The sequence below is a fragment of the Streptomyces thermoviolaceus genome, from assembly GCF_045209695.1.
GTDB classification, from domain to species: domain Bacteria; phylum Actinomycetota; class Actinomycetes; order Streptomycetales; family Streptomycetaceae; genus Streptomyces; species Streptomyces thermoviolaceus.
Map to the genome: position 1 here is coordinate 4,512,297 of NZ_CP109280.1, position 25,466 is coordinate 4,537,762.

The following is a 25,466-nucleotide window of genomic DNA, read 5'->3' on the forward strand; positions in this document are numbered from 1 at the left end:
GCCGGAGTCGGTCAGAAGGGGGCGCGCGAAGCCCATGAGCGGTGTCATGAAGCGTATGGGGATGATCTTCCGCGCGAAGGCGAACAAGGCCCTGGACCGGGCCGAGGACCCGCGCGAGACCCTCGATTACTCGTACCAGAAGCAGCTGGAGCTGCTGCAGAAGGTCCGCCGCGGCGTCGCCGACGTGGCCACCAGCCGCAAGCGCCTGGAACTCCAGCTCAACCAGCTGCAGCAGCAGTCCGGCAAGCTGGAGGACCAGGGCCGCAAGGCGCTGGCGCTGGGCCGCGAGGACCTGGCCCGCGAGGCCCTGTCCCGCAAGGCGGCCCTGCAGCAGCAGATCACGGACCTGCAGACCCAGCACGCCACCCTCCAGGGCGAGGAGGAGAAGCTGACCCTGGCGGCGCAGCGGCTGCAGGCCAAGGTCGACGCCTTCCGCACCAAGAAGGAGACCATCAAGGCCACCTACACCGCCGCCCAGGCCCAGACCCGGATCGGCGAGGCCTTCTCCGGCATCTCCGAGGAGATGGGCGACGTCGGCCTCGCGATCCAGCGCGCCGAGGACAAGACCGCCCAGCTGCAGGCCCGGGCCGGCGCGATCGACGAGCTGCTCGCCTCCGGCGCCCTCGACGACCCCTCCGGCACGGTCAAGGACGACATCCAGGCCGAGCTGGACCGGCTCTCCGGCGGCACGGACGTGGAGCTGGAGCTGCAGCGCATGAAGGCCGAGCTGGCCGGGGGCACCTCCGCCGGCCGGCAGGAGCTGGAGGGCGGCCAGGCCCCGGCGCAGCCCCACCAGCAGCCGCAGGACACCCCGCGGTTCGACAAGCAGTAGGAGGCCGCTCGCGCCCGCCGCTCCACCGGGCGGCGCGGCGGCAGCCCCCGCACCACCGGGCAGCACAGCAGCCCACCGCACAGCCACGTCACCGCCACGTCACACCGACAGCCGCGGCCGTCCGCGCCGCCGAGGAGGGCGACATGATCGTACGGATCATGGGGGAGGGGCAGGTGAGGCTGGCCGACAGCCACCTAGCCGAGCTGAACAAGCTGGACGACGAACTCCTGGCGGAGGTGGAGAAGGGCGACGGCCCCGGCTTCCGCCGCACCCTGAACGCCCTGCTCACCCGGGTCCGAGAACTCGGCGAGCCGCTGCCGGACGACTCCTTGGAGCCGTCCGAGCTGATCCTGCCCGCCGAGGAGGCGACCCTGGAGGAGGTCCGGGAGCTGCTCAGCGACGACGGCCTGATCCCCGGATGACACCGGCCGCGCCCTGAGCCCCTGCCTGCCCGCAGCTCACGGCGACGGCCGGCGCCGCACCCGGCGCCGGCCGTCGCCGTCACCCCGTACGGTGGACACCCGTGACCACCCTCGACCGCGCCCGCTGCCGGCTGCACGCGCATCCTCGCGCGTGGGACGCGGCCCTCGCCGCCGGCGTGCTGGTGTGCATGGTGACCGGCTCCTTCGCCGGGCAGAACGGCGGCTGGGCCGTGCACCGCCCGGCACCGCTGAGCCTGGCATTGATGATCTGCGGTGCCGTCGCGCTCGTGTGGCGCCGCCGCGCCCCCCGCACGGTCCTCGCCCTCACGGCCGCCGCCTCGGTGACCGAGAGCGTCACCGCCGACCCGCGCACCCCGGTCGCGATGGCCGCCGTCGTCGCCCTGTTCACCGTCGCCGCCTCCACCGACCGCACCACCACCTGGCGGCTCGGCCTGGCCACCATGGCCGTGCTGACCGGCGCGGCCATGCTCGGCGGCCCGCAGCCCTGGTACGCCCAGGAGAATCTGGCCCTCTTCGCCTGGACCGGCATGGCCGCCGCCGGCGGCGACGCCGTCCGCAGCCGCCGCGCCGTCGTCCGCGCGATGCGCGAACGCGCCGAACGCGCCGAACGCACCCGCGAGGAGGAGGCCCGCCGCCGCGTCGCCGAGGAGCGGCTCCGCATCGCCCGCGAACTGCACGACGTGGTCGCCCACCACATCGCCCTGGTCAATGTGCAGGCCTCGGTCGCCTCTCATGTCATGGACAAGCGGCCCGACCAGGCCAGGGCCGCCCTGGCGCACGTCCGCGAGGCCGGCCGGACCGCGCTGGACGAGCTGCGGGCCACCGTCGGACTGCTCCGCCAGGTCGGCGACCCCGAGGCCCCCACCGAACCCGCGCCCGGCCTGCACCGCCTCGACGACCTCGTCGGCACCTTCCGCAGCGCGGGCCTCCACGTCGAGATCGCCCGCGACGACGCGGGCACCGTGCTGCCCGCGTCGGTGGACCTGGCCGCGTTCCGCATCGTCCAGGAGGCCCTCACCAACGTGCAGAAGCACGCCGGCACCGGCGCCCGCGCCGAGGTCAGCGTCGTGCGTACCGGCAAGGACCTGGAGATCACCGTCCTCGACGACGGCAACGGCCACCGCACCGCATCCGCCCGGGGCGGCGGGCACGGCCTGCTCGGCATGCGCGAGCGGGTCACCGCGCTCGGCGGCACCCTCACCACCGGCCCCCGCCCCGCCGGAGGCTTCCGCGTCCATGCGATCCTGCCGGTCACGACCAGCACGCGTGTTCCGGGGGATGCCGCATGACGATCCGTGTCCTGCTCGCCGACGACCAGGCGCTGCTGCGCAGCGCCTTCCGCGTCCTGGTCGACTCCGAGCCCGACATGGAGGTGGTCGGCGAGGCATCCGACGGCGCCGAGGCGGTGCGGCTCGTCAAGGAGCAGCGCGCCGACGTGGTGCTCATGGACATCCGCATGCCGGGCACCGACGGCCTCGCCGCCACCCGCACCATCTGCGCCGACCCCGACCTCGCCCACGTCCGCGTGGTCATCCTGACCACCTTCGAGATCGACGACTACGTGGTGCAGGCGCTGCGCGCCGGCGCCTGCGGCTTTCTCGGCAAGGGCAGCGAACCCGAGGACCTGCTCGACGCCGTCCGGATCGCCGCCCGGGGCGACGCGCTGCTGTCCCCGGCCGCCACCAAGAGCCTCATCGCCCGCTTCCTCGCCCAGAGCACCCCCGCCGACGACGACCGCGACCCCGCCCGGCCGGACCGGCTGGACACCCTGACCGTCAGGGAACGGCAGGTCCTCGTCCAGGTCGCCGGCGGCCACTCCAACGACGAGATCGCCGAACGCCTCCGGGTCAGCCCGCTGACCGTGAAGACCCACGTCAACCGGGCCATGGCCAAGCTGGGCGCCCGGGACCGCGCCCAGCTGGTCGTCATCGCCTACGAGTCCGGGCTGGTGAAACCGGGACGGTGACCTGCCCCGACGGTGCCCGCCCTAGGGGAAGACCCCGCACGGGATCAGGGAACCGGCCCGTGCCGCTCCCTCCGCGGGTGGACCGCCCCTCCGTCCGGCGTACTGCGACCGGAGTAGGCGCACGACGCGGAAATGGACCTGGAGGCTACGGAACACCCGACCCCGATGACGCAGGGTGGTAAGGGTGGGCGGACCCTGCCCCGCCCGTGCCGCATCTGCCGCTCCACAGGAGACTTTGACCCATGTCCTGGCTGTCCAGATTCAGCCTCGCGCAACGAGCGCTGATCGGGCTGATGTCGATCATCGCGCTCGTCTTCGGGGCGATCGCGATACCCCAGCTCAAGCAGCAGCTGCTGCCGAGCATCGACCTGCCCGCGGTGTCCGTGCTGGCGCCCTACCAGGGTGCCTCGCCCGACGTGGTGGAGAAGCAGGTCGTCGAGCCGGTGGAGAACGCCCTGAAGGCCGTCGACGGCATCTCCGGGGTGACCTCGACCGCCAGCGAGGGCAGCGCCGTGATCACGGCCTCCTTCGACTTCGGCAACAACACCCAGCAGCTCGTCGCCGATGTCCAGCAGGCCGTCAACCGTGCCCGCGCCCTCCTCCCGGACGGCGTCGACCCGCAGGTGATCTCCGGTTCCACCGACGACATCCCCACCGCGGTCCTCGCCGTGACCTCCAGCCAGGACCAGCAGGCGCTCGCCGACCGGCTCGACAAGACGGTCGTCCCGGCCCTGAAGAACATCGACGGCGTCAGCCAGGTCACCGTCAACGGTGTGCGGGACCTCAGGATCACCGTCACCCCCGACGACGCCAAGCTCGCCGCGGCCGGGCTCACCAGCGCCTCCCTCACCCAGGCCCTGCAGGCCGGCGGCGTGACCGTGCCGGCCGGTTCCTTCGACGAGAACGGCGCCAACCGCACCGTCCAGGTCGGCGGCGGCTACACCTCGCTGCAGCAGATCGAGGACCTGATGGTCACCGGCGGCACCGGCGCGGGCCAGGGCAAGCCGGTCCGCCTCGGCGACGTCGCCACCGTCAAGGAGGAGCCCGCCCCGGCGGCCTCCATCACCCGCACCGACGGCCGGCCCAGCCTCGCCGTCGCCGTCACCATGGACCACGACGGCAGCGCCGTCGCCATCTCGAACGCGATCCACGACAAGCTGCCCGAGCTGCGCGACAGCATCGGCAAGGACGCAAAGATCACCGTCGTCAGCGACCAGGGTCCGGCCGTCGCCAAGTCCATCCACGGCCTGACCACCGAGGGCGCGCTCGGCCTGCTCTTCGCCGTCCTCGTCATCCTGGTCTTCCTGGCCTCCCTGCGCTCCACCCTGGTCACCGCGGTCTCCATCCCGCTGTCGGTGGTGCTGGCCCTGCTGGTGCTGTGGACCGGCGGCCTGTCGCTGAACGTGCTCACGCTGGGCGCGCTGACCATCGCCGTCGGCCGTGTCGTCGACGACTCGATCGTGGTCCTGGAGAACATCAAGCGGCACCTCGGCTACGGCGAGGAACGCCGCGAGGCCATCCTCAACGCGGTCCGCGAGGTCGCCGGCGCGGTCACCTCCTCCACGCTCACCACCGTCGCCGTGTTCGCGCCGATCGGCCTGGTCGGCGGGCTGGTGGGCGAGCTGTTCGGCCCGTTCAGCATTACCGTCACCGCCGCCCTGCTGGCCTCGCTGCTGGTCGCGCTCACCGTCGTGCCGGTGCTGTCGTACTGGTTCCTGCGCGCCCCCAAGGGCACACCCGCCGAGGCCGAGGAGGCCCGTCGCCGCGCGGAGGAGAAGGAGGCCAACAGCCGCCTGCAGCGCCTGTACGTCCCGGTGCTGCGCTTCGCCACCCGGCGCCGCCTGACCAGCGTGCTGATCGCGGTGGTCGTGCTGATCGTCACCCTGGGCATGACCCCGCTGCTGAAGACCAACTTCTTCGACCCGGGCGAGCAGAAGGTCCTCAGCATCAGCCAGGAGCTGAAGCCCGGCACCAGCCTGGCCGCCACCGACGCCGAGGCCCGGAAGGTCGAGAAGCTGCTCGCCTCCACCAAGGGCGTCAAGGACTACCAGGTGACCGTCGGATCGTCCGGCTTCCTGGCCGCCTTCGGCGGCTCCACGGACACCAACCACGCCTCCTACCAGGTCATGCTGGAGGACGACGCGTCCGCCGAGGACGTCCGCGCCGACATCGAGAAGGGCCTGCACCGGCTCTCCGGCGCCGGCACCACCAGCATCAGCTCCGGCGACGGCTTCGGCGACCAGGACCTCAAGGTCATCGTCAAGGCCGCCGACGCCGACACCCTGCGCCGGGCCGCCGAGCAGGTCCGCACGACCGTGGCCGGCCTGGACGACGTCACGGACGTCACCAGCGACCTGTCGCAGAGCGTGCCCCGGATCTCCGTGCGCGCCAACGCCAAGGCCGCCGCGGCCGGCTTCACCCAGCAGACCCTCGGCATGGCCGTCACCGAGGCGATCAGGGGCACCACCGCCGCCAAGGTGACCCTGGACGACGCCGAACGCGACGTCGTGGTCCGCTCCGCCAAGCCCGCCCGCACCCTGAAGGAGCTGCGGAACCTGCGCCTCGGCCCGGTCAAGCTGGGCGACATCGCCACCGTGAAGCTGGTCGACGGCCCGGTGTCGATGACCCGCATCGACGGTCAGCGCGCGGCGACCATCAGCGCCAAGCCCACCGGCGACAACACCGGCGCGGTCAGCGCCAAGCTCCAGTCGAAGATCGACGCGCTGAAGCTGCCCGCCGGCGCCACGGCCGAGCTCGGCGGCGTCACCGCCGACCAGAACGACGCCTTCACCAAGCTGGGCCTGGCCATGCTGGCGGCCATCGCGATCGTCTTCATGCTCCTGGTCGCGACGTTCCGCTCGCTCGCCCAGCCGCTGATCCTGCTGGTGTCCATCCCCTTCGCGGCCACCGGCGCCCTCGGCCTGCTGCTCGTCACCGGCACCCCGCTGGGCGTGCCCGCGCTGATCGGTCTGCTGATGCTGATCGGCATCGTGGTCACCAACGCCATCGTGCTGATCGACCTGATCAACCAGTACCGGCGGGCGGGCCACGGCGTCATCGAGGCCGTGATCGAGGGCGGCCGCCACCGTCTGCGCCCGATCCTGATGACGGCCCTGGCGACCGTCTTCGCCCTGCTCCCGATGGCCCTGGGCATCACCGGCGAGGGCGGCTTCATCGCCCAGCCGCTGGCGGTGGTCGTGATCGGCGGCCTGGTCACCTCGACCCTGCTGACGCTGCTGCTGGTGCCCACGCTCTACGCGATGCTCGAACTCCGCAAGGAGCGCCGCGCCGCGAAGCGCGCGGCCAAGCGCGAGCAGCCGACCGACGACCAGCTGGAACCGGCGGGCGTCTGATCCCACCGCCCGCACAGCACCGACGGCCGGGTTCCCTGGTGACTCAGGGGACCCGGCCGTCGCTTTCACGTGCGCCGACTCGACTCAGCTCGGGGGTGGGCCGCATGACTCGCAGTCCTCCATCGCCTCTCCACCGGTTGTGCCGAGGCGGGGCGGTGAAAGAGCGTCGACGTGACGGACGGCGGCCTCTCCCTGTCGGCACGACAGGCGTGCCCCTGAGAAGTGGTCTGCGCAGGAGCACGCACGTCCCCCGAACTCCCCGCATGCCCACCGCTCGACGGTACGCTGACAGGAAAACAGGGGGGCTTGTGCAACAGACGAGACGTGTGTCGCACCGTCAGTGGATGCTTCCGGCGCAAGTGCCCGCACGCCGCTGTTGCGGTCGGTGTGAGTCCTGCCGGTCTGTCGGTGAAGGGCGTGTCACGGCTCGGTGGACCCTGCCGGTGCCGCGTACGCCGGGGAGGGGTGACCGCGTGCGCAAGGGCCGCGAGAGACGACGCAAGAGAGAAGTCGTCCTGCGGAGGGTGTCGATGAGGATTCTCTCCTGGATCAGCACCGTCGGTTTCGGGCTTCTGGCGGCAGGCCTGCTCATCAGCCTCACGTGGGGCTACGACAGCGACAGGATGACAGGGGTCATCGTCATCCTCTGCGTCATCGCGTTCTGCCGGCGCATAGCGTGCGCGCGTGTCGTGCTGCGCGAGTCCGTCGTCACGATCGTCAATCCGCTGATGACATACACCGTGCCGTACGCCGCCATCGCTCAGGTGCGGGGCGGTGGCGGCACGCTGAGCCTGCTGACCTATGCCGGAGAAGAGGTCCTCGGCATGGGCTACGCAGGATCGGTCATCGACGGCTTCGTGCGATCCGCCGACCGTGCCGCCCAGCGCATCGAGGAGCGGGTGAAGCCCAAGCGGAGGAAACCGCAGGAGGCACCCGTGGTGAAGAAGATCACCGTGTCGTGGATCGCCGATTTCTGCACCGTCTGCGCTGCCGTGTGCCTGATCGTCCACTGGTTCGCAGGGACGTGACCGTTTCTGACCGGTCACGGAACACGACCGACGACCGTGCCCCGGCCCGCACTGCGCGGGCCGGGGCACCGGCGTCCGTGTCCTGCGTCGGTGCCCTACGGCAGCGCCAGCATCCGCTCCAGAGCCAGCTTGGCGTAGTGCTCGGTCTCCTTGTCGACCTGGATGCGATTGACCAGGGTGCCCTCGGCCAGGGACTCCAGGGCCCAGACCAGGTGGGGGAGGTCGATGCGGTTCATGGTCGAGCAGAAGCAGACCGTGCGGTCCAGGAAGACGATCTCCTTGCCCTCGGGAGCGAAACGATTCGCCAGGCGGCGGACCAGGTTCAGCTCGGTACCGACCGCCCACTTGGAGCCGGCGGGGGCCGCCTCGAGGGTCTTGATGATGTACTCCGTGGAGCCGACGTGGTCGGCGGCGGCGACCACCTCGTGCTTGCACTCGGGGTGCACCAGGACGTTGACGCCGGGGATGCGGGCGCGGACCTCGTTCACCGAGTCCAGGTTGAACCGGCCGTGCACCGAGCAGTGGCCGCGCCACAGGATCATCTTCGCCGCGCGCAGCTCCTCGGCGGTCAGGCCGCCGTTCGGCCGGTGCGGGTTGTAGACGACGCAGTCCTCGAGGGACATGCCCAGGTCGCGGACGGCGGTGTTGCGGCCGAGGTGCTGGTCGGGGAGGAACAGGACCTTCTCGCCCTGCTGGAACGCCCACTCCAGGGCGCGCCGGGCGTTGGACGAGGTGCAGATGGTGCCGCCGTGCCGGCCGGTGAACGCCTTGATGTCGGCGGAGGAGTTCATGTACGACACCGGGACCACCTGGTCGGCGATCCCCGCCTCGGTCAGGACGTCCCAGCACTCGGCGACCTGCTCCGCCGTCGCCATGTCGGCCATGGAGCAGCCGGCGGCCAGGTCGGGCAGGACGACCTTCTGCTCGTCGGAGGTCAGGATGTCCGCGGACTCCGCCATGAAATGCACGCCGCAGAACACGATGTACTCGGCCTCGGGCCGTGCCGCGGCCTCCCGCGCCAGCTTGAAGGAGTCGCCGGTGACGTCCGCGAACTGGATGACCTCGTCGCGCTGGTAGTGGTGGCCGAGCACGAAGACCTTGTCCCCGAGCTTCTCCTTCGCCGCACGGGCGCGTGCCACCAGGTCCGGGTCGGACGGCGCGGGCAGGTCGCCGGGGCACTCGACGCCGCGCTCGCTCCTCGGGTCGGCCTCGCGGCCGAGCAGCAGCAGGGCGAGGGGCGTCGGCTGAACGTCGAGCTCCTGGGGCTGGGCGGTGGTCACGACACGCACCCTTTCTACTTATCGTCTAACTGACGCTATCTATCATAGCGGCTTCACGTCAGTTTGACGATGCCCATAGCGTCGATGTGACGTGATCCCTCCCGGGCGCACCGGACGGGCCCGGGAAACGGAACCGTCGCCGCCGTCCGTCACCCCTCGGGCTGCTGCCCGAGCGTGCCGCGTGTGCGAGCATGAAGAGGACGAGCGTGGACAACAGAACAAGCACGCGCCCGGCGCGGAATGAAATCTCGGACTCGCCGGTTGCACTCGTCGGCAAGCAGTCTCCGTACAACCCGGGAGAGATGTAGATGTCCGTATCGGACGAGACCACGACCGTCACCGACGGCATCATCCTGACCGACGCCGCCGCGGCCAAGGTCAAGGCCCTGCTCGACCAGGAAGGCCGTGACGACCTCGCCCTGCGCGTGGCCGTCCAGCCCGGTGGCTGCTCCGGCCTGCGCTACCAGCTCTTCTTCGACGAGCGGTCCCTCGACGGCGACATCGAGAAGGACTTCGGCGGCGTCAAGGTCGTCACCGACCGCATGAGCGCCCCGTACCTGGGCGGCGCCACCATCGACTTCGTGGACACGATCGAGAAGCAGGGCTTCACGATCGACAACCCGAACGCGACGGGCTCCTGCGCCTGCGGCGACTCCTTCCACTGAGCCGAGCCGGCCACGGCGTGACGCACGAGGCGGCGGTCCCCTGCACGGGGCCGCCGCCTCTCGCGTTCCGTCACCGACCGCCCGCCACGGCCGGATGCCTCAGCGCACCGGCTCCGACGACGGCAGGGGCCCCGCTCCCGTCGACTGCGGGATCGGCCGGCCGTCCGAGCCGGTCACCGTCCGGCCGTCCAGCGGACGGTCCAGATGCACGGTGCGCTCGTACTGCCGGGCGACCAGGATGCACACCCGGTCCCGCTGCGCGGTCTGCGTCACCGTGACGGTCACCCGGTCGGAGCTCTCCTGCGCCGACGCGGCGTAGTCCGCGCACACCCCGCCCTCGAAGTACAGCGTCAGCGCGTTCCCCTCCGCGCGGTACCCCGTCACCCGCACATCCTGTGTCACCGTCCCGTCCCCGCCCGGCCGGGCACCGGCCGCTCCGCTCGGCGCGTCCGCCGACCGCACGTACCGCGGATCCACCGCCGGGTACGCCACGGTGAACCCCTCCTGCCCCTGCGTGCCGCGCACACGGAACAGCCAGGACGGCACCAGTACCGGCCGCCCCTGCGAGGCCTGCGCGGACAGCCCGAACTCCGCGGAGTCGACCGTGGCGCTGCCCCGCCCGGCGGCAGCCGGGGAGGCGACCGCGTCGCACGGCTGCTCCAGCCGGTCCTTGAGCGGCACCGGACGGGTGCAGCCGCCGATCCCCATGCGGTGACCGTCGCCCGCCGAGCCGTTCAACAGCTCCAGGGTCCGCTGCGCGCTCAGCACCGGATACGTGTCCGCCTTCACCGGCGTCGCCAGCTGCCCGCTGCCGCCGACCACCTCGCCGCCCACGCCGACGGTCAGGGACGTCGTCCAGCCGTAGGTGGGCAGCCCACCGATCCGAGGTTCGGCGTCGACGATCCGCTGGGCGCCCATCACCTGCCCGGCGTCCACCACGGCATCACTCTGCCCCAAGGCCTCCAGCACCGGCGCCGCCGCCTTCTTCGCGGCCTCCTCGCTCACCGGGTCCCCGGCCGGAGCCGCCGGGTCGTGGACGCACCGCACGCCCTTGCAGTCGTCGGTGCCGGGCGCGTACCGGCTGAACGTCCAGGCACCCGGCGCCTGCCGCTCCACCCGCAGCACCGGGCCGGTGCCGTCCTTCCCGGCGCCCACCCGCCATGCGTCCGCATCGGCCACCGGGGTGCCGGCGACCCCGAGCGCCCGGGCCAGCCGGGCCACCTGCTCCCGGCTCACCTCGCCCCGCGCCACCTGGACCGCCGCCGAACCGGGACCGTCGGGCAGCGGACCCGCGGCCCGGTAGACGGTGCCGTAGGGATTCGGCTCACCGGGCGCGATGCCCTGCTCGTGCCCGCCGCTGCCGCCTCCGGCCGCCACACCGTCGAGAACGAGCGCCGCGGGAGTGCCGTGAGCACCGCCGGACGCGGCAGCGGCCGCCCGCCCGTCCCCCGCACCGCCGGACGCGCCCGTGGCGAGATACGCCCCGCCCCCGCCCACCAGCAGCACAGCGGCGGCGACCGACGCCACGACCACAGGCGACCGCCCGCGCCCGAAGCGTCCGCGACGCCCCCCGGACGCACCCGCGCCCGCCCCCGTACCGGCGTCGCCCCCTCCGACGGTCTTCTCCTCGCCCTTGTCCTCCGACGCCCGCGAAGTGCCCGCAGGCTTCGTCTCCTCCGGCCGCGCCGAGTCCTCCCCGGCGGCCTGCGCGGCCCGGGCCGCGTCGTCGTGGTCGGGTCGCTCGGTGTTCACCGCATCGCTCCTTCGGCTGCACGACAGTGACTGCCGTCCCGGCCCGCGCGGCCCGGCAGGGGACCGGCCGACGGGACGTATCCGGCATCCCCCAGACGGGGGACGGCGATGGGACGCAGCGGGGGAGTACTCGGTTCCCCCCACCGCCGCCGTCCGGCTCAGCCGGCCGCCCGAACGGACCCGTACTCGGACATCCCCGCCACCAACCGCACGGCCGACGGCGGAACGGACACGCCGCGCGAACCCGCCGGGAACCCGGACGCGACGGCCTCATCGTCCGCCTCCCGGCCCATCCGGCGCGGCACCGTCCTGGCCCCGTCCTCGCGCAGCGACGCCAGGCCGCCCTCGAGATCGGCCGGAGCGGGGACGGTGCGGGACTCGTGGAACGTCGTGCCGGCACCGTAGGCACGGTCACCTATGCCGCGAAAGCCGGAATCGACGAGTTCGTCCTCCTGCACCCGCGTCCCCGGACCGGGTAGCGTGAACTGTCAATCCCCCTCTTCCAGGAGAGTCCACGCCGTGCGCATCGCAGTCACCGGCTCCATCGCCACCGACCACCTCATGACCTTCCCCGGCCGTTTCGCCGACCAGCTCGTCGCGGACCAGCTGCACACGGTCTCGCTCTCCTTCCTGGTGGATCAGCTGGATGTCCGGCGCGGCGGGGTCGGTGCGAACATCGCCTTCGGCATGGGGCAGCTCGGCACCCGGCCCGTCCTGGTGGGTGCCGCGGGCGCCGACTTCGACGAGTACCGCGCCTGGCTGGAGCGGAACGGCGTCGACACCGAATCCGTACGGATCTCCGAGACGCTGCACACCGCCCGCTTCGTGTGCACCACCGACGCCGACCACAACCAGATCGGCTCCTTCTACACGGGCGCGATGAGCGAGGCCCGGCTCATCGAGCTGAAGACCGTCGCCGACCGCGTGGGCGGCCTGGACCTGGTGCTCATCGGCGCCGACGACCCCGAGGCGATGCTCCGGCACACCGAGGAGTGCCGGACCCGCGGCATCCCCTTCGCCGCCGACTTCTCCCAGCAGATCGCCCGGATGGACGGCGACGAGATCCGGATACTGCTGGACGGGGCGACGTACCTGTTCTCCAACGAGTACGAGAAGGGCCTCATCGAGACCAAGACCGGCTGGAGCGACGCCGAGATCCTCAGCCGCGTCGGCCGCCGCGTGACCACCCTCGGCTCCCGCGGTGTGCGCATCGAGAGCGTCGGCGAGGACCCCATCGAGGTGGGCTGCCCCGACGAGGAGCGCAAGGTCGACCCCACGGGCGTCGGCGACGCCTTCCGCGCCGGTTTCCTGTCGGGCCTGGTCTGGGGCGTGTCCCTGGAGCGCGCCGCCCAGGTCGGCTGCATGCTGGCGACTCTGGTCATCGAGACCGAGGGCGCCCAGGAGTACCAGCTGCGCCGTGCCCACTTCATGGAGCGGTTCACCAAGGCCTACGGCGAGGACGCGGCCCGCGAGGTACGCGCCCACCTGTGACCCCGAGCCCCCGGCAGCGTCCCGCCCCACGGGACCTGCCGGGGCGCCGCCGTCCTACGGCTCCTGCCGGGGTGCCTCCATCCACAAGGGCGCGTGTCCGGTCCTGCCCCTGCCCACGGCACGAGCCGCACCACGCCCGCTGCCGAGGGTGCGTGTCCGGTCCCGCTTCTGCCGGTGGTGCGGGCCGTACCAGGGCCGCTGTCTCTGCTGGGACAGCTTGCTGCCGAGGGTGCGTTTCCGGTCTCGCCCCTGCCCACGGCACGAGCCGCACCACGCCCGCTGTCTCTGCTGGGACAGCTTGCTGCCGAGGGTGCGTGTCCGGTCCTGCCCCTGCCCACGGCACGAGCCGCACCACGCCCGCTGCCGAGGGTGCGTGTCCGGTCCCGCCCCTGCCGGCGGTGCGGGCCGTACCAGGGCCAGTGTCCTCCGGACACCGGCCGCGAGGGAGCCTGCGGGGGCGCGCCGGTGGTGAGGGGGTGAACGCGCGCAGGCCCGAAGGGCTGAGCACGATCACCCCCTCACCACCGGCTGCCAGCGCCCCCGCAGGGCGACCGAGCCATCCCACTCGCGTCCCGCTGCAAGTGCCCCTGGGCTCACCGCAAGCGCCCTAGGCCCAGCGCAGGCACCGTGGCTCACCGCAAGTTCCCAGCTGCCCGTAAGCACCCTGCCCGACCGAGACTCCCCAGGTCGACCGAGAGCTTCCTGGGCCGGCCGCAAGCTCCCCGGTCCTGCCGGTCCTGCCGGACCCGCCGGCCCCGCCGATCCCGACCGCGCCCAACCCGCTCCAGCCCGGCCCAGCCCCGGCCCGGCTCTCACACCCTCCGCACCACGTAAGCGCTCCCCACCTCCGCCGGCTCCTCGCCCACGTACTCCTGCCCGCGCATCTCGCACCAGGCCGGGATGTCCAGGCGGGCTGCCTCGTCGTCGGCCAGGACGCGGACCGTGCCGCCGACCGGAACCTCGTCGATGATCTTGGCCAGCTCGATGACCGGCAGCGGGCAGCGCTTGCCGAGGGCGTCGATGACCCGTTCTTCTTCCGCCGGGGCGGCCGCCTCTGTCCGTGCCGCCGGGGTGTGAAGGTGCTCACGGACCGAGGCCACCGCGCCCGGCAGGACCGACAGGAAGCGCTCGACGTCCTCCTCCGATGTCCCGAACGGCAGGGACACCCGGACGTTCCCCTCGCTCAGCACGCCCATGGCCTTGAGCACGTGACTGGGGGTCAGGGTGGAGCTGGTGCAGGAGGAGCCGGAGGAGACGGAGAAGCCTTCGCCGTCCAGGGCGTGCAGCAGGGCCTCTCCGTCGACATAGAGACAGGAGAAGGTGACGATGCCGGGCAGTCGCTGGTCGGGGTGGCCGACCACTTCCACGTCCGGCACCAGCTGCGGCACCCGCGTGCGGATCCGCTCGGTGAGTTCCCGCAGCCGCGCCGACTCGGCCGCGGCCTCGGCGCGCACGGCCCTCAGGGACGCGGCCGCCGCCACGATCGCGGGGATGTTCTCGAAGCCCGGCTGCCGGCCGGACTCCCTTTCGTCCGCAGGCCCGGGGACGGCGAACCGTACGCCTTTGCGCACCACGAGCAGTCCGACTCCCGACGGCCCACCCCATTTGTGGGCGCTCGCCGTGAGCAGCGACCAGTTGCCCTCCACCGGCCCCCAGGCGAGCGACTGCGCGGCGTCCACCAGCAGCGGCACGCCCGCGGCGCAGCACGTCTCGGCCACCTCGGCCACGGGCTGTTCGGTGCCCACTTCGTGGTTGGCGGACTGCAGGCAGGCCAGGGCCGTGTCGGGGCGCAGTGCCTCGGCGTAGACGGCGGCGTCGGCCCGGCCGGTGCGGTCGACCGGGACCCGGGTGACGGTTCCGCCGCCCGCTTCGTGGGCGTCAGCCGCGTGGAGCACACAGGAGTGTTCGACGGCTGACACGATCAGGTGGCGTCCGGTGCGGCGCCGACCGGTCAGGGCGCCGGCGATCCCGGTGTGCACGGCCTGGGTGCCGGAGGTCGTGAAGGTCAGCTCGTCCGGACGGCACCCGACGGCCTCGGCGGCCGTCTCGCGGGCCGCGTCCAGCAGCAGCCGGGCTCGCCGGCCTTCCCGGTACAGCCGCGCGGGGTCGGCCCACCCCTCGTCGAGGGCGGCGAGCAGGGCCTGCCGGGCCACCGGGTGCAGGGGAGCGGAGGAAGCAGCGTCGAAGTAGGCCACACGGCAACGCTACGACCCACCGGCCCGCGACGACGCACCGAAGTCCCGCAGCACCCGCACCTCCCCCCACTACGACCCCGCCCCCACTACGCACCGAACGCACCAAGACCCCACCCCCCACCACGCACCGAACGCACCACTGACCGAACCCCCACCCCCCGCACCACTCACCACCCGGCACCACCCACGTCCCGCACTCCCCGCACCACCCGGCACCACCCACGTCCCGCACCACCCGCCCCCGCACGACCCCCCGCCCCACCCACAACCCGGCACCACCCACAACCCGGCACCACCCCCCGCCCCGAACCACCCCCACCCCCGCCCCCCACCACGCACAACCCCGCCCGAATCACCCACAACCCCACCCCCACCCCACCCCCTCCCACCTCTTCAGGGTGACCCGCGGCGCGTATGGCACCCTCCCCGCGAACCGCCGGAAGGCGTCCAGTAGGGTTTGGTCCGCATAAACATCCAAACCCCTGCCCGACGCAGGGCGGCGACCGACCAGCGAGAAGGCCGCAGCCGAACAGCGCGGGCGAGACTCTCGGGAAGGCGCTACGTGAGTCCCAACGGCTCCGACCGCTCGCCGCGGCGCCCGATGCGGCGGAAGCTGCTGCAGGCACTGACTGCGGGCCTGGTCCTGGCGACCGCTACCGGTTGCACATACAAGGACTTCCCTCGGCTGGGTATGCCCACCCCGACCACGGAAGAGGCTCCCCGGATCCTCTCGCTGTGGCAGGGTTCCTGGGCGGCCGCGATCGCTGTCGGCTGCCTGGTGTGGGGTCTGGTGCTGTGGAGTGCCATCTTCCACCGGCGCAGCCGCACCAAGGTCGAGGTACCTCCGCAGACCCGGTACAACATGCCCATCGAGGCCTTGTACACGGTGGTTCCGCTTCTGGTCGTCTCGGTGCTCTTCTACTTCACGGCCCGCGACGAGTCCAAGCTCCTCGACGAATCCAAGAAGCCCGACGTCACGGTCAACGTCGTGGGCTACCAGTGGAGCTGGGCCTTCAACTACATCGCCGATGTGCCCGGCTCCACCGGTGATGCGAAGACCGACAAGAACCTCTCGGCGATCCCGGACCGGTTCAAGAACGCGTTCCCGGCGAACGCCGGCGGCGTCTACGACGTCGGCACGCCCGCTTCGCGGAACCCGCAGACCGGCCTGCCGGGCCCGACGCTGTGGCTGCCCAAGGGCAAGACCGTCCGCTTCATCCTCACTTCGCGGGACGTCAACCACTCCTTCTGGGTGCTGCCGTTCCTGATGAAGATGGACGTCATCCCGGGGCACACCAACTCCTTCCAGGTGACTCCCAACAAGGAGGGCACCTTCCGGGGCAAGTGCGCCGAGCTGTGCGGCCAGGACCACTCCCGGATGCTGTTCAACGTGAAGGTCGTCTCGCCGGAGCGCTATGAGCAGCACCTCAAGGACCTCGCTAAGAAGGGGCAGACCGGTTACGTTCCCGCCGGCATCGCGCAGACGAGCCACGAGAAGAACCGGGAGACGAACAACCTGTGAGCATCCTCAACGAACCTCAGGGTGCCGCGGCGGCGGCGGGAGCCATCGCGCCCGCGCCGCCGGCCCGGCGCAAGCAACCCGGTAACGTCGTGGTCAAGTGGCTGACGACCACCGACCACAAGACCATCGGAACGCTCTACCTGGTCACCTCGTTCGCGTTCTTCTGCATCGGCGGTGTGATGGCGCTCCTCATGCGCGCCGAGCTCGCCCGTCCGGGCCTGCAGATCATGTCGAACGAACAGTTCAACCAGGCGTTCACGATGCACGGCACGATCATGCTGCTGATGTTCGCGACGCCGCTGTTCTCGGGCTTCGCGAACTGGATCATGCCGCTGCAGATCGGCGCTCCGGACGTGGCCTTCCCGCGGCTGAACATGTTCGCCTACTGGCTGTACACGTTCGGCTCGCTCATCGCGGTGGGCGGCTTCCTCACCCCGCAGGGTGCGGCCGACTTCGGTTGGTTCGCCTACGCCCCGCTGTCCGACGCGGTGCACTCGCCGGGCGTCGGCGGTGACATGTGGGTGATGGGTCTGGCCCTGTCCGGCTTCGGCACCATCCTCGGTGCGGTCAACTTCATCACCACGATCATCTGCATGCGCGCGCCCGGCATGACGATGTTCCGCATGCCGATCTTCACGTGGAACGTGCTGCTGACCGCGGTGCTGGTCCTGCTGGCCTTCCCGGTGCTGGCGGCGGCCCTGTTCGCGCTGGAGGCCGACCGCAAGTTCGGCGCCCACATCTTCGACTCCGCCAACGGCGGTGCCCTGCTGTGGCAGCACCTCTTCTGGTTCTTCGGCCACCCCGAGGTGTACATCATCGCGCTGCCGTTCTTCGGCGTGATCAGTGAGGTCATCCCGGTCTTCTCCCGCAAGCCGATGTTCGGCTACATGGGTCTGATCGGCGCGACCATCGCCATCGCGGGTCTGTCGGTGACCGTGTGGGCCCACCACATGTACGTCACCGGTGGTGTGCTGCTGCCGTTCTTCTCCTTCATGACCTTCCTGATCGCGGTCCCGACCGGTGTGAAGTTCTTCAACTGGATCGGCACCATGTGGAAGGGCTCGCTGTCCTTCGAGACGCCGATGCTGTGGGCGACCGGCTTCCTGATCACCTTCGTCTTCGGTGGTCTGACCGGTGTGATCCTGGCGTCGCCGCCGATGGACTTCCACATCTCGGACTCGTACTTCGTGGTGGCCCACTTCCACTACGTGGTGTTCGGCACCGTCGTGTTCGCGATGTTCTCCGGCTTCCACTTCTGGTGGCCGAAGTTCACCGGCAAGATGCTCGACGAGCGTCTGGGCAAGCTGACGTTCTGGCTGCTGTTCATCGGCTTCCACGGCACCTTCCTGGTCCAGCACTGGCTGGGTGCCGAGGGCATGCCGCGCCGTTACGCGGACTACCTGGCCGCGGACGGCTTCACCGGCCTGAACATGGTCTCGACGATCTTCTCGTTCCTGCTCGGCCTGTCGATCCTGCCGTTCTTCTACAACGTGTGGAAGACGGCCAAGTACGGCAAGCCGGTCGAGGTCGACGACCCGTGGGGTTACGGCCGTTCGCTGGAGTGGGCGACCTCCTGCCCGCCGCCGCGGCACAACTTCCTCACCCTGCCGCGGATCCGCAGCGAATCCCCGGCGTTCGACCTGCACCACCCGGAGATCGCCGCGCTCGACCAGCTGGAGAGCGCCGGCCACGGTGAGAAGGCCCTCGCTGGCGGCAAGGAGGCCGGCAAGTGAAGATCCAGGGCAAGATGTTCCTGTGGCTGAGCGTCTTCCTGCTCATCATGGCCATCGTCTACGGCCTGTGGTCGAAGGAGCCCGCCGGCACCACGGCCCTGTTCCTCTCCTTCGGCCTGAGCATCATGGTCGGCTTCTACCTGGCCTTCACGGCCAGGCGGGTCGACGTGGGCGCCCAGGACGACAAGGAGGCGGACGTCGCGGACGACGCCGGTGAGCTGGGCTTCTTCAGCCCGCACAGCTGGCAGCCGCTCGCCCTTGGTGTCGGTGGCGCGCTGGCCTTCCTCGGCGTGGCGATCGGCTGGTGGCTCATCTACTTCGGGGCGCCGCTGATCATGCTGGGCCTGTGGGGCTGGGTCTTCGAGTACTACCGCGGTGAGAACCGCACGCAGTGACCTGACCCGGCCTGACCAGGCCTGACGATCCGGAGAACCCGGGCCTCCTCGTGGGGCCCGGGTTCTTCCGTTCCCGGGACCCCTCCCAGGACGGATCCCGAGGCTCTTCCCGGACGGTTCCCCGGACGGTTCCCGAGGCTCTTCCCGGACCGTTCCCAGGACGGATCCCGAGGGCGTTCCCGGACCGTTCCCAGGACGGATCCCGAGGGCGTTCCCGGACCGTTCCCACAGCAGCCCCCGAGATCGTTCCCGGACCGAACCCCGTCCGCCACCCGGCCTCGTTCCCGCGAACATCCCCCATACGGACGATCCACCGCGCCGGGATTGACGTACCTCCTTAGCGTGAGGTCATGAGCACCGCCACTCCGCGCATCCATACAGCCGTCAGTTGCGCACTCCTGGTGGCCGCCCTCGCGGCGGGCGTCACGGCCTGCGGATCGGACGGCAGTCCGCTGGCCGCCGATCCCTACGACGCGGCAGATCAGATCTCCGTCAACGCCCCCACGGAACGCGGCAAGAAGGCCGACCCGGACAAGCCCCTGGAGATCACCGCACAGGACAGCGACGCCCGCATCACGGACGTCGTCGCCCAGGACGCCACAGGACGCCGTGTCGCCGGTGAACTCGCCGCCGACGGCAGCCGCTGGCACAGCACCTCACCGCTGGCCGCAGGCGCCCACTACACGGTCACCGTGCGCACGGAGGACTCGGACGGAGCACCCGGCCGCAAGGTCCTCACCTTCGACACCAGCCGGCCCACGACCGACAAACGTCTGAACGTCAAGCTCGGACCGAAGTCCGGGACCTACGGGGTCGGCCAGCCCATCACCGCCGAACTCGACCAGCCCATCACGGACAAGGCCCAGCGCGCGATCGTGGAGCGCGGCCTGCAGGTCCGCTCCACGCCCGCGGTGCAGGGCTCGTGGTACTGGGTCAACGACAAGGAGCTGCACTGGCGGCCACGGGAGTACTGGCCGACGGGCACCACCGTCGAGGTGCGCAGCGGCCTGGAGAACATGCGCATCGCCGACCGGCTCTACGGCGGCGCCAGCGAACCGGTGAAGCTCACCATCGGCGACCGCATCGTCGCCGTCACCGACGCGGCCGCCCACCAGCTGACGTTCTACAAGAACGACGAGAAGATCAAACAGATCCCGGTCACCACCGGCCGGCCCGGCTTCGACACCCGCAACGGCATCAAGGTCGTCCTCGCCAAGGAGGGCACCGTGCGGATGCGGAGCACCACCATCGGCATCGCCGCGGGCTCCTCGGACTCCTTCGACCTGATGGTGAACTGGGCCACCCGGGTGACCTGGAGCGGCGAGTACGTGCACGCCGCCCCCTGGTCCGTGGGCTCGCAGGGTGTGGCCAACGTCAGCCACGGCTGCACCGGCATGAGCAACGCCAATGCCCAGTGGTTCTACGAGAACATCCACGAGGGCGACATCGTCCAGGTCGTCAACTCCAAGGGCAAACCCATGGAGACGTTCGGCAACGGCTTCGGCGACTGGAACATGCCCTGGGACAAGTGGGTCCAGGGCAGCGCCCTCACCTCCGGCGGCGGCACCTCCCCGTCGGACACCTCGCGCCTGACCCCGCAGGCCCTGTGAGACCCGGACTCGGAGAGGACTCCGCATCCGCGGTCCCTGTGAGGCCCGGACTCGGAGAGGACTCCGCATCCGCGGTCCCTGTGAGACCCGGATCCCGAAAGAACTCCGCATCCGCAGGCCCTGTGAGACCCCGACCCGGAAAGGACTCCGCATCCGCAGGCCCTGTCGGGCCCGACCGAACCCGGAAAGGGCTGTGCACGCCCTGGGCGCCCGGACTCCCCAGGCTGTGCGTCAACGGCCCCCGAACACAGTCGGCGGCCCCACGGACACCACCGAGGGACCGCCGACGACAGGGCTGGACGGGCTCTCAGGCCGCCAGCGCCTTCGTGCGCAGCAGGCCGGCCAGGGCGGAGGCGAACTCCACCGGATCCACCGGAAGCGTGACGGCCGCGTCCGCCCGGCTCCACGTCGCCAGCCAGGCGTCCTGCGGACGCCCGATCAGCAGCAGCACCGGCGGGCAGCGGAAGATCTCGTCCTTGATCTGCCGGCACAGCCCCATGCCGCCCATGGGCACGGCCTCGCCGTCCAGGACGCACACGTCGATCCCGCCCCGGTCCAGCTCCCGCAGCACGGCCGCGGGCGTGGCGCATTCCACGAACTCCACGACGGGTGCGTCCTGCGCTGGCCTCCGGCCGGTGGCCAACCGCACCTGCTCCCTGGTGTTGGCGTCGTCGCTGTAGACCAGCACCGTCGCGGTCGCCTGCATGGTTCCTCCACACGTCTTGTAGGGAAGGCACAGCATGGGTCGAAAAGTCCGGGTACCGACGGCGCGGACTCTACTCTTTTCCCCTGCCGGCCGACACCGTCCAGCGCGCCCGCCAAGCGGGCCGCCAGGCCCGGACAGACCGCACAGACACTCCGAACGGGACCCCCGGAGTGAGGGCGGGATAAGCGACCGACATAATGTCGGTCGTGGCGACAGCAACGACAGTAGAAACCGGGCACGCGCACCCGTCGGTCAACCGGCCGAACCTCACCAGCGTCGGAACCATCATCTGGCTGAGTTCCGAGCTGATGTTCTTCGCGGCCCTCTTCGCGATGTACTTCACCCTGCGATCGGTGACGGGGCCCGATCACTGGCGGGAGATGGCGGACCAGCTCAACGTCCCCTTCTCCACCGCCAACACCACGATCCTGGTGCTCTCCTCCCTCACCTGCCAGCTCGGCGTGTTCGCCGCCGAGCGCGGTGACGTGAAGAAGCTCCGGGGCTGGTTCATCGTCACCTTCATCATGGGTGCGATCTTCATCGGCGGCCAGATCTACGAGTACACCAGCCTGGTGAAGGAGGACGGGCTGTCCCTGTCCTCCGACCCGTACGGTTCGGTGTTCTACCTGACCACCGGCTTCCACGGCCTGCACGTGACGGGCGGCCTCATCGCCTTCCTGCTGGTCCTCGGCCGCACCTACGCGGCGCGGCGGTTCACCCACGAGCAGGCGACCGCGGCCATCGTCGTGTCCTACTACTGGCACTTCGTCGATGTCGTCTGGATCGGTCTCTTCGCCACGATCTACCTGATCAAGTAGGCCGACGAACCGATCCGAGTCCCGCAAGCATCGACGCAGAAGATCCTGACACCGGGGTAATCCGTGAAAAAGCTCTCCGCACGACGACGCCATCCGCTGGCGGCGGTCGTCGTCCTACTTCTCGCGCTGGCGGCCACGGGGGGGCTGTACACCGCGTTCGCGCCCGCGAGCAAGGCGAAGGCCGACGAGTCCGCCCAGTCCCTCACCATCGAGGAGGGCAAGAAGCTCTACGAGGTCGGCTGCGCCAGCTGCCACGGGGCCGGTGGTCAGGGCACCACTGACGGCCCGTCCCTGGTGGGTGTGGGCGCCGCGGCAGTCGACTTCCAGGTCGGTACCGGCCGTATGCCGGCCCAGCAGCCGGGTGCGCAGGTCCCGCGCAAGAAGGTCATCTACACGCAGGCCGAGATCGACCAGCTGGCGGCGTACATCGCCTCCCTGGGCGCCGGTCCGTCCGTGCCCACGAAGGCCCAGTACAGCCCGGAGGGCGCGGACATCGCCAAGGGCGGTGAGCTGTGGCGGACCAACTGCGCCCAGTGCCACAACTTCACCGGCAAGGGCGGTGCGCTCACGCACGGCAAGTTCGCCCCGAACCTCGAGGGTGTCCAGCCGAAGCACATTTACGAGGCCATGCAGACCGGCCCGCAGAACATGCCGTCCTTCCCCGACACCGTGATGCCGGAGAAGGCCAAGAAGGACATCATCGGGTATCTGAACGCGGTCAACGGTGACCAGACGAAGAACCCGGGCGGTCTCGAGCTGGGCGGCCTCGGGCCGGTCAGCGAGGGTCTGTTCGCGTGGATCTTCGGACTCGGTGCGCTGGTCGTCGTCGCCGTGTGGGTCGCCGCCCGGACCGCAAAGGCCAAGAAGTCATGAGTAGCCAAGACATTCCTGAAGAGAAGCTGCCCGCCGAGCCGGGTGCGGCGCACGGCGCCGTGAAGGTCGCGGACGAGGACAACCCGTTCGCCGACCCGGGCCTGCCCCCGCACGAGCACCGGATCCAGGACATCGACGAGCGGGCGGCCAAGCGGTCCGAGCGCACCGTCGCCCTGCTGTTCACGGTGTCGATGTTGGCCACCCTGGGCTTCATCGCGTCCTACGTGTGGATCCCGAACGACAAGTCGATCTACATCTGGCCGCTGGGTCACATCAGCGCGATGAACTTCGCCCTGGGGCTCACCCTGGGCGTGGCGCTGTTCTGCATCGGCGCGGGCGCGGTCCACTGGGCCCGCACCCTGATGTCCGACGCGGAGCTCGCCGACGAGCGTCACCCGATCGAGGCCTCCCCCGAGGTGCGTGCCAAGGTCCACGCGGACTTCAAGCAGGGCGCCAAGGAGTCCGCGATCGGCCGCCGTCCGCTCATCCGCAACACGCTGCTGGGTGCGCTGACCCTGGTGCCGTTCTCCGGCCTGTTCCTGCTGCGCGACCTGGGTCCGCTGCCGCACGAGAAGCTGCGCCACACCATGTGGGCCAAGGGCAAGCGTCTGGTGAACATGAACACCAACCAGCCGCTGCGTCCCGAGGACATCTCCACCGGCTCCCTGACCTTCGCCAAGCCCGACGGCCTGGAGGAGGAAGGCAACGAGGAGTACCAGACCGAGATCGCCAAGGCCGCCCTGATGATCGTCCGGCTGCAGCCGGACAACATCAAGGACAAGCGCGAGCTCGAGTGGTCGCACCAGGGCATCGTGGCCTACTCCAAGATCTGCACCCACGTCGGCTGCCCGATCTCCCTGTACGAGCAGCAGACGCACCACGTGCTCTGCCCGTGCCACCAGTCCACCTTCGACCTCTCCGACGGCGCCCGAGTCATCTTCGGCCCGGCCGGCCACGCCCTGCCGCAGCTGCGCATCGGCGTGGACAGCGAGGGTTACCTCCAGGCGCTCGGCGACTTCGAGGAGCCCGTCGGTCCTGCATTCTGGGAGCGCGGATGAGTACTACAGCGAGCAACCCGACCCGCTCGCGCGGGAAGGCACCGGCCGGCGAGAAGCTCGCCGACTGGGCCGACGGCCGGCTGGGCATCTACAGCCTGGCCAAGGCCAACATGCGCAAGATCTTTCCCGACCACTGGTCGTTCATGTTGGGTGAGGTCTGCCTCTACAGCTTCCTGATCATCATCCTCACGGGTGTATATCTGACGCTGTTCTTCCACCCCTCGATGAACGAGGTGGTGTACCACGGCAGCTACGTCCCGCTCCAGGGACAGCTGATGAGCGAGGCGTTCAACTCGACCCTGCACATCTCCTTCGAGGTGCGCGGTGGTCTGCTCATCCGGCAGATCCACCACTGGGCCGCGCTGGTCTTCCTCGCCGGCATGTTCGTGCACATGATGCGCGTGTTCTTCACCGGCGCGTTCCGCAAGCCGCGTGAGGTCAACTGGCTGTTCGGCTTCCTGCTGTTCGTCCTGGGCATGTTCACCGGTTTCACCGGTTACTCGCTCCCGGACGACCTGCTCTCCGGCACCGGTGTCCGCTTCATGGAGGGCGCGATCCTGTCCGTGCCGATCATCGGCACGTACATCTCGTTCTTCCTCTTCGGCGGCGAGTTCCCCGGTCACGACTTCGTGGCCCGGTTCTACTCGATCCACATCCTGCTGCTGCCGGGCATCATGCTCGGCCTGGTCGTCGGCCACCTGATCCTGGTCTTCTACCACAAGCACACGCAGTTCGCGGGCCCCGGCAAGACGAACAACAACGTCGTCGGCATGCCGCTGCTGCCGGTGTACATGGCCAAGGCCGGAGGCTTCTTCTTCCTGGTCTTCGGTGTCATCGCGGTGATCGCGGCGATCGCGCAGATCAACCCGATCTGGGCCATCGGCCCCTACCGGCCGGACCAGGTGTCCACCGGTGCCCAGCCCGACTGGTACATGGGCATGGCCGAGGGTCTCATCCGTGCGATGCCCGGCTGGGAGGTCAACTTCTGGGGCCACACGCTGGTCCTGGGCGTCTTCATCCCGCTGGTGCTCTTCGGTGTGGTCCTCATCGCGATCGCGGTGTACCCGTTCATCGAGGCCTGGGTCACCGGCGACAAGCGCGAGCACCACATCCTGGACCGCCCGCGCAACGCCCCGACCCGCACCGCCTTCGGTGCCGCGTGGATCGCCTGGTACTTCGTGCTGCTGGTCGGCGGTGGCAACGACCTGTGGGCCACCCACTTCCACCTGTCGATCAACGCGATCACCTGGTTCGTCCGCATCGCGTTCTTCGCGGTGCCGGTTCTCACCTTCATCGTCACCAAGCGGATCTGCCTCGGCCTGCAGCGCCGGGACCGCGACAAGGTGCTGCACGGCCGCGAGTCGGGCATCATCAAGCGCCTGCCGCACGGTGAGTTCATCGAGGTGCACGAGCCGCTCAGCCAGGAGCAGCTGTACACGCTCACCGCTCACCACCAGTACGAGCCGGTGGAGATCGGTCCGACGGTCGACGAGAACGGCGTCGAGCGCAAGGTCAAGGGCACGGAGAAGCTGCGCGCCAAGCTCAGCCGTGCCTACTACGGCGAGGGCAACCAGATCGCCAAGCCGACCGTCGAGGAGTACAAGGAGATCACGAGCGGCCACGGCCACCACTGATCCTTCGATTCCGAGCGTCGCCACGCCCGGTCACAGGCCCCGTCCGGCTCCCGGACGGGGCCCTGTGCCGTTCCCGGGGCTGGATAGGGTGGAGGCGTTGCACGTCCCCGTC

General features: G+C 70.4%; 21 protein-coding genes. 16 read left to right on the plus strand and 5 right to left on the minus strand.

The annotated features are described in order from the left end of the window. Positions 1 to 34: 34 nt before the first annotated feature. From OG899_RS19660 to OG899_RS19685, 6 genes are all read left to right on the plus strand, one after another. Positions 35 to 832 (plus strand): PspA/IM30 family protein, encoded by a 798-nt coding sequence (locus tag OG899_RS19660; RefSeq protein ID WP_260604194.1) that lies wholly within the window; start codon positions 35 to 37, stop codon positions 830 to 832. A gap of 143 nt (positions 833 to 975) precedes the next feature. Continuing rightward, positions 976 to 1,254: a PspA-associated protein PspAA gene (locus OG899_RS19665; RefSeq protein WP_125500062.1), complete on the plus strand. Its 279-nt coding sequence runs from the start codon at positions 976 to 978 to the stop codon at positions 1,252 to 1,254. Between the two features lie 101 nt (positions 1,255 to 1,355). Then, on the plus strand, positions 1,356 to 2,564 hold the full coding sequence (locus tag OG899_RS19670; protein ID WP_189427536.1) for a sensor histidine kinase: 1,209 nt from the start codon (positions 1,356 to 1,358) through the stop codon (positions 2,562 to 2,564). Continuing rightward, complete coding sequence (locus tag OG899_RS19675; protein ID WP_168131125.1) at positions 2,561 to 3,241, plus strand: response regulator transcription factor; 681 nt, start codon at positions 2,561 to 2,563, stop codon at positions 3,239 to 3,241. The genes OG899_RS19670 and OG899_RS19675 overlap by 4 nt, the downstream gene beginning before the upstream one ends. A 242-nt stretch (positions 3,242 to 3,483) precedes the next feature. Continuing rightward, positions 3,484 to 6,594, plus strand: coding sequence for an efflux RND transporter permease subunit (locus tag OG899_RS19680; protein ID WP_168131126.1), 3,111 nt, complete (start codon positions 3,484 to 3,486; stop codon positions 6,592 to 6,594). Positions 6,595 to 7,124: 530 nt separating this feature from the next. After that, positions 7,125 to 7,622, plus strand: a complete 498-nt coding sequence (locus OG899_RS19685) for a hypothetical protein (RefSeq protein ID WP_406311105.1) — start codon at positions 7,125 to 7,127, stop codon at positions 7,620 to 7,622. Positions 7,623 to 7,717: 95 nt separating this feature from the next. Here the strand turns inward: OG899_RS19685 and nadA are convergent, their stop codons facing one another. Further along, positions 7,718 to 8,902: a quinolinate synthase NadA gene (gene nadA, locus OG899_RS19690; RefSeq protein WP_125500067.1), complete on the minus strand. Its 1,185-nt coding sequence runs from the start codon at positions 8,900 to 8,902 to the stop codon at positions 7,718 to 7,720. 308 nt (positions 8,903 to 9,210) lie between these two features. On the opposite strand from nadA, the gene OG899_RS19695 reads away from it, so the two are divergent. Then, positions 9,211 to 9,567: an iron-sulfur cluster assembly accessory protein gene (locus OG899_RS19695; protein WP_125500069.1), complete on the plus strand. Its 357-nt coding sequence runs from the start codon at positions 9,211 to 9,213 to the stop codon at positions 9,565 to 9,567. Between the two features lie 99 nt (positions 9,568 to 9,666). Here OG899_RS19695 and OG899_RS19700 read toward each other — a convergent pair whose 3' ends face one another. Together OG899_RS19700 and OG899_RS19705 are read right to left on the minus strand one after the other, a co-directional pair. Next, a complete protein-coding gene (locus OG899_RS19700; RefSeq protein WP_168131128.1) occupies positions 9,667 to 11,319 on the minus strand; it encodes a hypothetical protein in 1,653 nt (550 codons plus the stop codon). 158 nt (positions 11,320 to 11,477) lie between these two features. Continuing rightward, complete coding sequence (locus OG899_RS19705) at positions 11,478 to 11,777, minus strand: hypothetical protein (protein WP_229813666.1); 300 nt, start codon at positions 11,775 to 11,777, stop codon at positions 11,478 to 11,480. Positions 11,778 to 11,838: 61 nt separating this feature from the next. On the opposite strand from OG899_RS19705, the gene OG899_RS19710 reads away from it, so the two are divergent. After that, positions 11,839 to 12,810, plus strand: coding sequence for a carbohydrate kinase family protein (locus tag OG899_RS19710; RefSeq protein ID WP_125500846.1), 972 nt, complete (start codon positions 11,839 to 11,841; stop codon positions 12,808 to 12,810). Positions 12,811 to 13,622: 812 nt separating this feature from the next. Here the strand turns inward: OG899_RS19710 and OG899_RS19715 are convergent. Then, entirely contained in the window at positions 13,623 to 15,005 is a 1,383-nt protein-coding gene (locus OG899_RS19715) for a cysteine desulfurase/sulfurtransferase TusA family protein (RefSeq protein WP_168131129.1), read from the minus strand. 562 nt (positions 15,006 to 15,567) lie between these two features. On the opposite strand from OG899_RS19715, the gene coxB reads away from it, so the two are divergent. The 4 genes from coxB (at position 15,568) to OG899_RS19735 (ending at position 20,265) form a co-directional block, all read left to right on the plus strand. Next, positions 15,568 to 16,527 (plus strand): cytochrome c oxidase subunit II, encoded by a 960-nt coding sequence (gene coxB / locus OG899_RS19720; RefSeq protein ID WP_125498089.1) that lies wholly within the window; start codon positions 15,568 to 15,570, stop codon positions 16,525 to 16,527. Then, positions 16,524 to 18,260 (plus strand): cytochrome c oxidase subunit I, encoded by a 1,737-nt coding sequence (gene ctaD, locus OG899_RS19725; RefSeq protein ID WP_125498088.1) that lies wholly within the window; start codon positions 16,524 to 16,526, stop codon positions 18,258 to 18,260. Before coxB ends, ctaD begins: the two co-directional genes overlap by 4 nt. Beyond that, positions 18,257 to 18,655, plus strand: a complete 399-nt coding sequence (locus OG899_RS19730) for a cytochrome c oxidase subunit 4 (RefSeq protein ID WP_125498087.1) — start codon at positions 18,257 to 18,259, stop codon at positions 18,653 to 18,655. The genes ctaD and OG899_RS19730 overlap by 4 nt, the downstream gene beginning before the upstream one ends. Positions 18,656 to 19,005: 350 nt before the next feature. Continuing rightward, positions 19,006 to 20,265, plus strand: a complete 1,260-nt coding sequence (locus OG899_RS19735) for an Ig-like domain-containing protein (RefSeq protein ID WP_125498086.1) — start codon at positions 19,006 to 19,008, stop codon at positions 20,263 to 20,265. A 307-nt stretch (positions 20,266 to 20,572) separates the two neighbouring features. Here OG899_RS19735 and OG899_RS19740 read toward each other — a convergent pair whose 3' ends face one another. After that, a complete protein-coding gene (locus tag OG899_RS19740) occupies positions 20,573 to 20,971 on the minus strand; it encodes a response regulator transcription factor (protein ID WP_125498085.1) in 399 nt (132 codons plus the stop codon). A gap of 197 nt (positions 20,972 to 21,168) precedes the next feature. On the opposite strand from OG899_RS19740, the gene OG899_RS19745 reads away from it, so the two are divergent. From OG899_RS19745 to OG899_RS19760, 4 genes are all read left to right on the plus strand, one after another. Beyond that, a complete protein-coding gene (locus OG899_RS19745) occupies positions 21,169 to 21,789 on the plus strand; it encodes a heme-copper oxidase subunit III (protein WP_125498084.1) in 621 nt (206 codons plus the stop codon). 63 nt (positions 21,790 to 21,852) lie between these two features. Then, complete coding sequence (locus OG899_RS19750; protein WP_125498083.1) at positions 21,853 to 22,662, plus strand: c-type cytochrome; 810 nt, start codon at positions 21,853 to 21,855, stop codon at positions 22,660 to 22,662. After that, a complete protein-coding gene (locus tag OG899_RS19755) occupies positions 22,659 to 23,720 on the plus strand; it encodes a ubiquinol-cytochrome c reductase iron-sulfur subunit (RefSeq protein ID WP_125498082.1) in 1,062 nt (353 codons plus the stop codon). Before OG899_RS19750 ends, OG899_RS19755 begins: the two co-directional genes overlap by 4 nt. Continuing rightward, positions 23,717 to 25,354 (plus strand): cytochrome bc complex cytochrome b subunit, encoded by a 1,638-nt coding sequence (locus OG899_RS19760; protein WP_125498081.1) that lies wholly within the window; start codon positions 23,717 to 23,719, stop codon positions 25,352 to 25,354. The genes OG899_RS19755 and OG899_RS19760 overlap by 4 nt, the downstream gene beginning before the upstream one ends. Positions 25,355 to 25,466: the final 112 nt, after the last annotated feature.

Excerpts from the sequence above, each read along its gene's own strand:
- OG899_RS19660 (WP_260604194.1), top strand. The coding sequence starts at position 35 with ATGAGCGGTGTCATGAAGCGTATGGGGATGATCTTCCGCGCGAAGGCG.
- OG899_RS19665 (WP_125500062.1), top strand. The coding sequence starts at position 976 with ATGATCGTACGGATCATGGGGGAGGGGCAGGTGAGGCTGGCCGACAGC.
- OG899_RS19675 (WP_168131125.1), top strand. The coding sequence starts at position 2,561 with ATGACGATCCGTGTCCTGCTCGCCGACGACCAGGCGCTGCTGCGCAGC.
- OG899_RS19680 (WP_168131126.1), top strand. The coding sequence starts at position 3,484 with ATGTCCTGGCTGTCCAGATTCAGCCTCGCGCAACGAGCGCTGATCGGG.
- OG899_RS19685 (WP_406311105.1), top strand. The coding sequence starts at position 7,125 with ATGAGGATTCTCTCCTGGATCAGCACCGTCGGTTTCGGGCTTCTGGCG.
- OG899_RS19695 (WP_125500069.1), top strand. The coding sequence starts at position 9,211 with ATGTCCGTATCGGACGAGACCACGACCGTCACCGACGGCATCATCCTG.
- OG899_RS19735 (WP_125498086.1), top strand. The coding sequence starts at position 19,006 with ATGAGCACCGCCACTCCGCGCATCCATACAGCCGTCAGTTGCGCACTC.
- OG899_RS19740 (WP_125498085.1), bottom strand. The coding sequence starts at position 20,971 with ATGCAGGCGACCGCGACGGTGCTGGTCTACAGCGACGACGCCAACACC.
- OG899_RS19745 (WP_125498084.1), top strand. The coding sequence starts at position 21,169 with ATGTCGGTCGTGGCGACAGCAACGACAGTAGAAACCGGGCACGCGCAC.
- OG899_RS19755 (WP_125498082.1), top strand. The coding sequence starts at position 22,659 with ATGAGTAGCCAAGACATTCCTGAAGAGAAGCTGCCCGCCGAGCCGGGT.
- OG899_RS19760 (WP_125498081.1), top strand. The coding sequence starts at position 23,717 with ATGAGTACTACAGCGAGCAACCCGACCCGCTCGCGCGGGAAGGCACCG.